At 48.2% G+C, this 8,844-nt stretch carries 5 protein-coding genes; 1 reads left to right on the top strand and 4 read right to left on the bottom strand.

The window, feature by feature from the left end; all coding sequences use genetic code 11:
- The first annotated feature begins 329 nt into the window (after positions 1-329).
- Entirely contained in the window at positions 330-4,229 is a 3,900-nt protein-coding gene (locus B4U49_RS02635) for an alpha/beta fold hydrolase (protein WP_078083027.1), read from the top strand.
- A 28-nt stretch (positions 4,230-4,257) separates the two neighbouring features.
- Here B4U49_RS02635 and B4U49_RS02630 read toward each other — a convergent pair whose 3' ends face one another.
- From B4U49_RS02630 to B4U49_RS02615, 4 genes are all read right to left on the bottom strand, one after another.
- Positions 4,258-5,919: a replication endonuclease gene (locus tag B4U49_RS02630; protein ID WP_078083026.1), complete on the bottom strand. Its 1,662-nt coding sequence runs from the start codon at positions 5,917-5,919 to the stop codon at positions 4,258-4,260.
- A 9-nt stretch (positions 5,920-5,928) separates the two neighbouring features.
- Positions 5,929-6,153 carry a helix-turn-helix transcriptional regulator gene (locus tag B4U49_RS02625; RefSeq protein WP_078083025.1) on the bottom strand — a complete coding sequence of 75 codons (225 nt, stop codon included), beginning with the start codon at positions 6,151-6,153 and terminating at the stop codon, positions 5,929-5,931.
- Positions 6,154-6,631: 478 nt separating this feature from the next.
- Positions 6,632-7,225 carry a hypothetical protein gene (locus B4U49_RS02620; RefSeq protein ID WP_078083024.1) on the bottom strand — a complete coding sequence of 198 codons (594 nt, stop codon included), beginning with the start codon at positions 7,223-7,225 and terminating at the stop codon, positions 6,632-6,634.
- 159 nt (positions 7,226-7,384) lie between these two features.
- The gene (locus B4U49_RS02615; protein WP_078083023.1) at positions 7,385-8,629 is read right to left on the bottom strand and encodes a site-specific integrase; all 1,245 of its coding nucleotides are present in this window, start codon (positions 8,627-8,629) and stop codon (positions 7,385-7,387) included.
- Positions 8,630-8,844: the final 215 nt, after the last annotated feature.

Here is an 8,844-nt window from a genome sequence, read left to right as displayed (position 1 = left end):
CAAATCCGGCCACTCCGACCATAAAACCGTTGTAAATCAACGACTTAGAAGCCCGCCACTTGAGCGGGCTTTTTTGTGCCCGCGATTTAAGTCCATATTAAGTCCGTCTGTTATTGCCCGGCAGCATTAGGCTGTTCTTGTGTCGGCCGATTACCAAGCTGAACCCCAATAGAGTTTCGAAGGGGCTGGCTGTAGACAGTAAAGTTGTTTTGACTAGCAAAAGCTGGATAGTCTTTCGATCCTGCACCGTGTTAGATGGCTGCTGTAGAATATAGCGCTAGCTAAGAAGGTAGATCTTAATAATTAATTTCATATAAACGAGCGGCGGAATGGCAAAAAAAATAATTCTTGTGCACGGGTTGGGTGGCACAGCCGAAGGCACGTGGGGGAAGTTCCCGGATTTATTGGAGAGTGATACGGATCTTGATTATACGATTGTGTCGTACGGCTATCAGTCGCCGAACTTTGTGACGCAATGCCTATCTAGAGCCCCGAGTATATTAAATATTGCAAATGGTCTACTCACGGATATCCAGGCACGGTGTGATTTGCATAATGATGAGATTATTTTGGCGGGTCATAGTTTAGGGGGGGTTGTCATTAAACGACTTCTCCTTCGAATGAAGGACAAGAATATTGCCCATAATATTAAGAAAGTATGTTTCTTTGATGTTCCTCACGATGGTTCAGGGTATGCAAATATTGGGCAGCACATCGCTTTTAGAAATAGGCACCTTAAGAGTCTGTGTCGCGACTCGAGCGAACTTGATGACTTGAATGACCGGTGGGTAGATAGTGATCTGGACCGGATGCTTGACATAATTAGCATCGTTGCAGCCAATGACGATATTGTTTCATCGTCAAGTTCCAAAAGTATCTTCAGGTATCACCAAGTTGAAACCATCAATGACGTTAATCATAAAACAATCGTAAAGCCCGAAAGTAGAGAGTCGACCTCATATCTTGTTTTTAAGCGGTTCATATTAGAAAAAAACACTGTAGCCAAATATAAAAATATTGCATCAAGAGACCTTGATAACTGGAAGCGAATGGAGCGGAATCACAGCTATACATACGCTAGTGATGCTGAGAGAAGTAAAAATTTAGAGTCTTTGGTGGCCGCGATTGATATGCAAAAATCAGTTGTCCGGCTAACAGGTGCGTCCGGTTTAGGTAAAACACGCTTATTGTTGGAGGCGATTGATAAGAGTGAAAGTATTGATGATACCTGTGTGCTGATTTTTAGTGCGTCTGGTCACGAGACGCTTATTAGAGAAAGCCTTAGGAAAATGGCTGAAGACCGAGTTCATGGGCTCGTCGTAGTGGAAGATTGTAGTGTCAGTTTACATAATCAATTAGCTAGGGAGATTATCGCATCTGAATGTCATATTAAGCTTGTTACAGTTTTCTATTTTGACGAGCAAGTTGATGACTCCATTCATATTCAGATTTCTCCATTGTCTGATGAAGTGGTCGCGCAAATCTTAACCCCAATATTGGTGGGGATGGATCGAGCTGATGTTGCTAGAGTCGCTAGATTCGCGCAAGGATATCCGCTTATGGCAACTCTTATCGCAGAGCAGTATCAGAACGAAGGGAGACTACTTGGTTCAATTGAAAAGGATTCAGTCGTCAGAAGCTTGATCGAGGGAAACGGTGGGATATCTAATGATGAAGAAGACATTCTTTCAGCATGCTCATTGTTTGATGTCTTCGGGGTAGAAGAAGATGCTGCTCGGAATGAGGCAAAGTTTATTGCGGAAGATGTAGCGGGGAAGGATCTTAGAGCGTTTGATCGCGTAATAAGAAAATTTACTAAACGGCAAGTTATTAACCGTGCAGGCCGATACGCTAGATTGGTTCCAAAGCCCCTTGCTCTAACGCTTGCTTCTGAGTGGTGGCAGGGCACTCCCTATGATCGTCAAAAGCAATTAGTTGATAGTGTGCCCGATTCTCTATTGCCTAGCTTTTGCACCCAAGCCTCATACCTGGATCACCAGCCGAATGTGCAGAAATTCTCTGATAAGCTTTTTGGAGGTGCAAGCCCTTTTGTACAGGCGGAGGAGTTGCTTACAGAGAGGGGTTCGAAACTCTTCCGCGCATTTGTTGAGGTGAACCCAGAATCCACAAGTAATGCTCTGTATCACATCCTGACGGAGTGCAGTAGGGAACAGCTTCAGAATATAAGTGGCGATATACGAAGAAATTTGGTCTGGGGGCTCGAAAAATTATGTTTCCGATCGGATGTCTTTGAGAAATCAGCTTGGTGTATGTTGCTTCTGGCTTCGGCTGAAAACGAGAGTTGGAGTAATAATGCTACGGGAATGTTTGCTCAGTTATTTAGAGTTAATCTTTCCGGGACACAAGCAAAGCCTAATGTTCGCTTTGATTTGTTGAGGAAGGGGATCTCGGAAAATCACCTTAGTATGGATATGGTTGTGCTAGATGCTTTGGAGCAAGCACTTAATACCTACGGTGGCACACGGACTATTGGTGCCGAATTTCAAGGAACAAAGGCGCCTCTAGAAGAGTGGAGGCCAAAAAGTTGGCCAGAAGTTTATGATTTTTGGCAGCAAGCGTGCGGTTTAATGTTGTCAATGTTCGGTCGAGGTGATTCTCAAAAGAAGAAAATCCTTTCCGTTATCGGTGGATCTATCAGAGGATTTGTAGCCCGCGGTCAGATTAAAATGCTGGATTCGGCGATCAGATTCATAATTTCAGAAAATGGACGTTATTGGCCACAAGCTTTAGAGAGTATAAAAAATACCCTAAGGCATGACTCTGGTGGGATGGATAAAGGTGTGGAAGATAGTTTGAGGCAGTGGTTAGAACTACTAAGCCCTAATCACGCAGAATTATCTGATAGGCTAAAAATCCTAGTGACAAATCCTCCCTGGGAGCACCATAAGAACGAAGAGGGTCACTATATTGATGTTGCGGCACAAAATGCTAAAGACCTTGCGACAGAGATCTCTAGAAATGTGGAAGAGCTGATCCCGTACCTTAATCTGCTTTTAATTGGCGACCAGAAGCAAGCTTATGCTTTCGGGTGTCAGCTGGCTAAAGATGTAAATGATCCTTCACAATTGCTGGGTTTAGTTTTATGCCGCATAGTAGAAATTGAAAAGCCTGATCAAAGGTTCGTTTTAGGGCTTTTTCGCGGAATATTCGAGCGATCACCGACGGATTGGCAGGAAAACGTTGAAAAAGTAGTTTCGAACGAAGAATTGGTGTTTCTGTATCCTAGTGTAGTTTGTACCGGAGATCTAGAAAAGGCGCATTTAGATGTGTTATTGGATCTTATTCGGCATGGCACCTTAGCCCCAAATAGTGCGAATGTGCTGAGTTATGGTGCAGTGACAGATTCCATTGACCCAGACATCATTGCTAATTTTTGCTTGCAGTTAGCTGAGATGGGCGCTGTTGCGAGTTGGTCGGCGCTGAATGTCATATATATGTATTGCTTTGCCAAAAAAGATAGTATCTGCGGCTTACGGGATCAAGTTAAACGCCTTGTAACCGCAGTCCCTTTACATGAGGGACTGGAAACGGCTTCCTCGGATGTGCACCATTGGTTTGATTTGGCTGACAAAATACTAAAGGATCGAGATGCGGAGTTCGCAGTCGACTTGACGAACCAGTTAATAGATGCGGCTGGGATTGGGCTGGATCATGGACATATATGGTCCTACATAAAACCCCTAATGTTGAAGCTAATGGAAGAATATGGGGATATTCTTTGGCCGATAATTGGTGAGGCGATTTCTCATTCTGAAGGACTAAAACTGTATTGGTTGCAGCAACTCCTGGATCGCGAAGCCGGAAGAGATGAAATTGCACCAAGTGTGCTTTCTGCTTTGCCAGTTGAAAGTGTTATCGAATGGTGTTTTTCGGTACCTGAGATCGGCCCAGTTTTTGTTGCCCGTTGCTTGAATGTTTTCGAGTTAAATGGTGAGGATAAATTACCATCTCCATTATTTGTCTCTGTTCTTGAGAATTTTGGGGATGAGAACAATGTTGTCAACGAGCTGAGAGCCAATGTTGGTACTCGGAGCTGGAGTGGTTCACTAGTTCCTTATCTTGAGTCCGATAAAACAGCACTAAAACCGCTGCTCGAGCATGACAATTCAAATGTCAGAACCTGGGTTAGGGATTATCTCACTTACATTGAACGCCAGATCGAATATGAGTCTTCGCGTGATGATGAGCAAGGGCTCGGTATTTATTAGGGTGTTACGCAAGCACATGATCGTATAGTTATTGACAGAACTCCAAGGGAGGGGCATTCGCCCCTCCTATCGCTTCCGCTTCCGCTTCCGCTCCGCGAGTTTCGAATTCAGCAACCGGTCGAACTGTCCACTCATGAAAGCGAGTGATAACTCTGGATTTCGCTTCAAAGAGCAAGCCGATCAACTTTTGAGCTTCTTGGCCGTATTTGTTCAGGCCCTCTTTGACGACATGCAAAGCTCGCAACGGTAGGCTGGCCCGTTCTGGAGTGGGGCCACCGGAAAGCTCGGTAAATGTCTCCCAATCCCCTCTATCTGCCGCCTCAATCAGTCCTTTTAAAAGCTCGCTATCTATTGAGTCCAAAGCGGCTTCTGCATGCTCACTATGGGCGAGCCTGCGGGACTCTCGCCAGGCAGTAACACTAGGGCCGCCAATCTGCTGGAATTGACGGATCTTCCAGGTAGACGCCCAGGCTCGGATGCGGATGGCACTCTGAATCGCGTCATGTCCATATAGGTCTTCGCCGACGTGCTCCCCGTCGATGTTCTTAGCTATGTATTTAGCGATGTAGCCAGCGGCAGTACCTTTGTTCGGGTCTATGTATTTGACGGTAAAGCGCCGTTTCTGGGCGCCGGGTTCGTTGCCGTCTATCTCCAGCGCATAGTGGCGGAAGATGCTGAGAGCCTCCTTGACCTGCTCGGGTGCAATAAACAAGAGCATGTGCCAGTGCGGGCAACCGTCGTGATGCGGTTCAACCACGCGGAAACCATAGGGCTGGATCTGGCTTCGCTTCAGCTTCGCTCGGATCTTGGCCCACTGTTGGTTGAAGTACGCCTGGACCTCGGCTGGAGTCGAGCGGTTGTAGCGTGGATTGGGCTTACAGTTGGCCGACAGATGACTGTGGTACTTGGACGGAGCGGTAAGAGTCAGGAATACCCCTTGCTCGCCGCGCTTACGGGAGATCGCTTCAAACCCAGCCATGCGGGTCATGAGCTCGCTTCGCCGGTTGGCCAAGTTCGCTACATTTCGCGTCGCCACATCGAGCAAGTTGAAGACTTCGCCTAGCTCGTTGACCGCTTCCAAAGCGGCAAGCACCGCTTCATTTCGCTTCCATTGAGCGAGCTTTCGCTTCACCCCATGGTTGCTGGCATAGATACCTGATCGCTTATTGACCAAGCCCAGCTTGATATGGACCTCTTCCAGATACAAATCCTGAAGAGTGCGAATACCACGCCGCCACCAATCTGGACAGAAGACGCGGGCGAGCGCCGGCATGATCTCTTCTTGGCTTGCCTGGAGTGGATCGGGGTGGGGAAAGGTCAGCTGGCAGTTCTCGACGCTCTTAATCGCCTTGCGCAGCCCATTCTTGTATCGCCCGGCTTTGTTCTCCCTAAAGAACATGGCTTTAAGCATCTTGGCCTTGTGCTCGGCGAAACGTTGGACGTCCTCATCTGGGGATGTCATATGTAACCCTTCAAATGACTTCCCGAGTTTCAGAGTCTTGTGGATCTCCCGCAGGGCCTGGTTCGCCTTTACGTGCCCGTCCGCCAGGGCAATACGCTTGTAGTGTTGCGCGAGGGCCAGGCAGATGAATTCATGTGCCTTGAATATATGAGCCCTGAAGGCGCGACACTCGTGAGTCCCGAAGCCTCCAGTGATAGCAAGCGCCTCATCGGCGTCGGAGATGGCCATGGCGAGACCTCAGGCCTGTCCCAGGTGTTCCAGCTTTGAAAAGCTGTTGAGCCATGTATCCAGGTCTTCGCGCAAGTACCGGACGGCACGTCCTATCTTGATAAAGGGTGGGGCAGGGGTGCGGTTATCCCGCCGCCCGTCCATGCGAGCTTGGGCGAGGTAAGAGCGGCTCATGCCAATGTATTTGGCAGCCTCAATCTCGGTAAATGCTCGATTGCTGTTTTGTGTCTCCATGGGCATTGCTATCCATCTGTGTTTGTCACGATGGACACACCCTATAGAGCGGTTCGCTTCACTGTGAAGAGGCTGTTTGGTCGCCGTTCGCTTAGTTCGGTTAAAATATTTTCAGGTCAAAAAATGCGCAATGTGTCGAACTTCGCCGAATTCGGTTGCCGTTTTCGCTTCATCTTCGGCGATTAGACCGAAACTTTGATTTGGCGATTTTCTATGAAAAAAATTTAAAATTTTTTTCAACAAGTATTGGCTGGAGATGGTGAATAGGCTTGCTTTGGGCTTTTATCCGAGATTCTACTTTCGAGATGCCGGGAGCTATTTCTCGTGGTGATTGAAAAGTGATCAGAGGGGCTTTGCTATTAGGGAATATGCTAATTGATGAGGAGGGGAAGCTGGTCGCAGGTACGACTTAAAAAGCGGTTTAAGAGGTGAAGGGCAGCAATTGTACCGATACACACTGCTGCCCATTCCTTTTAGGTTACCCTCTGCCTACGCAGCGTTCATTTACCAAGGCAGAAAAAGACTTATCTCGCATCAACTGCCGAATGCTGTCGCGAGTCGCATTTTCCCAGAGTTTCTTGACAGGGGGACCGGGAAATATGTCTTCATTAAATTTGCCCTGAATACGCTTGATGTATTCATTGGAATTACCAATTCTGAGGACGTAGGTTAAATCTAAAGTTGTGTTTCCAAAGTTACCATCATAGCCGACAGTATGAATTTCGGCGCTTATTGAACAGTGTGAGGGCCGTGCGTTGCCTGCAATTTCTAAAAGCGCCTGTTCTGCTTCGTATTGGATAATATCGGGAACCGGTTGAGCATATAGGAAAGACGCATAAGTGCCGTCTTGATTGCACATTAGGCAACCTGAAAGGCCTGCTACTTGATATTGGCTTATTGTTTTTTGTGGCTCGTATGTGAATTGCTGTACAGCTAGAGCGGGAAGGTTGCTATTGCTTAGTGGGACTTGGGGGTTGCTGGGGCGATGACCCATATCGTATTCGATAGGAGCAGGCTTCACTATGGCGCATCCGTTCAGGACAAGCACACCGAGGATCACAAAAAATCTCATGATATCTCTTCTTTTTGATTTTAGTTGTGTGTTTACTGAAATTGACTTGTGTGTTTTTAGAGCGATTTATACAAGAAAATCAGTAAGTTATGACTTCCGGAACATAATAGGTAATTCTCTATAGCTTATCTACATAGAGGCTGTATCTGAGGCAGGGATTTAGCCTATGAGGGCGACAGCCTCCGCTTTATGATCCGGTGCCAGATGCGCATAGCGAAGAGTGGTATCCAGTCCTGAGTGACCACAAAGTTCACGGACAGTGTTTAACGGGACTCCCTCCATCACCAGCTTCGAGGCGAAGTCATGTCTCATGTCATGCCAACGGAAGTGGGTGATGTTGGCGGCCTTCAGAAGATTGCGCCAGGCTGTGTTCACGTTATCGAGTCTGCCGCCGTCGTCTGCCGGGAATACGCGCCCAGCTTGAAGCGGAGCTTGTTGTTTCCAGGCGGTGAGGACTTTCAGTGCAGTTGGCCCCAGGGGGATATGCCGAGTGCGCCTGGATTTCGCGGTTTCGGCTGTGGCTGTGATGACCTTGGTATCGAGGTTCACGTTCTCCCACGTCAGGTCGAATAGTTCGCCCCGGCGCATCCCGGTTTTGAGGCTCAGGGTCACCAAAGGTGAGAGCCGATCTCCGTATGTAAACTGGAAAAGGTCGCTCATCAGCTCGTAGCCGCGAATAGCCCGGTGCTCGTTGGCTCTCGCCCGGGCTTCCTTGAGCTTCAGGTCGCGTTCTTCCAGAGCTCGGTAGAGTCGCTCCTCTTCGTCACTGTTCAGATAGCGGACTTTGGGAGCGCTATCGACATGGAGGGCTTTTAGTTTGCGGAGGGGATGCTCCTCAATGGTTTCCCACTCTACGGCCTTGGTAAGAATTGAGCGCAATGCATTGACTAGGCGGTTTAGGGTAGCCGGTTTGTTGCCATCCTTTAGCCGCTGGACCCGCCAGCGCTCGATCCAGGCAACAGAGATATCTGCCATCGGGGTATCGAGGAGATCGGGGAAGCTGGCGTAGACACTCTGAATAGTACTATCTGAGCTTTTCAGATTGGTCTGGGCCCAGGGCCTGTAGTGGTTCTCGGTGAATCGCTTTAGGGTCTTTTCCGAGGCGGCGCGGGCGGCCTTACGGGAGGACTGCTTCTCCTCCTGGATATCTTTACCTTCGGCCACTTGTCCCGCATAGCGGGTAGCGAGATCTCGGGCCTGCTGGGCAGTCACCTGGGTACCATGAGAGCCGATCTTGATGCGCTTCTTGCTTCCGCTTGCGGTGCGGTAGGCGTAGTAGTAGGTCATACGGCCGGTGGGCTGGACCCGGAGTAGGAACCCCTTCACGTCTGTATCGACGACCTCATAGGCCTTTTCGGCTGGCGCGAGATCCTTGATTGTCCTGCTGGTGAGTTTGGCCTTCATCACTACCCCCGTTTTGATGGGATAGTAAATTTAAGTCCATATTAAGTCCAATTGGAGTGAACTCGGGGGAAGGGGAATAGACTTGAATGAACAACCGTGAACTTTGTAAGTGGTTGATATGTAAGGGTTAATTTATTTTTTGACGTCCATTCTTGTTCACAGGGATTCATTGAGATTCATGCCATTTTCCCCCTGGGGGTGTGGTGGTCGTCGGT

The sequence above is a fragment of the Microbulbifer mangrovi genome, assembly GCF_002009015.1.
GTDB lineage: Bacteria > Pseudomonadota > Gammaproteobacteria > Pseudomonadales > Cellvibrionaceae > Microbulbifer > Microbulbifer mangrovi.
Note: the sequence above shows the minus strand (reverse complement) of the source record. Positions and strands in the feature narration are given on the sequence as shown.

Coding starts and splice junctions, on each gene's coding strand:
- B4U49_RS02635 (WP_078083027.1), top strand. CDS start 330: ATGGCAAAAAAAATAATTCTTGTGCACGGGTTGGGTGGCACAGCCGAA.
- B4U49_RS02630 (WP_078083026.1), bottom strand. CDS start 5,919: ATGGCCATCTCCGACGCCGATGAGGCGCTTGCTATCACTGGAGGCTTC.
- B4U49_RS02625 (WP_078083025.1), bottom strand. CDS start 6,153: ATGGAGACACAAAACAGCAATCGAGCATTTACCGAGATTGAGGCTGCC.
- B4U49_RS02620 (WP_078083024.1), bottom strand. CDS start 7,225: ATGAGATTTTTTGTGATCCTCGGTGTGCTTGTCCTGAACGGATGCGCC.
- B4U49_RS02615 (WP_078083023.1), bottom strand. CDS start 8,629: ATGAAGGCCAAACTCACCAGCAGGACAATCAAGGATCTCGCGCCAGCC.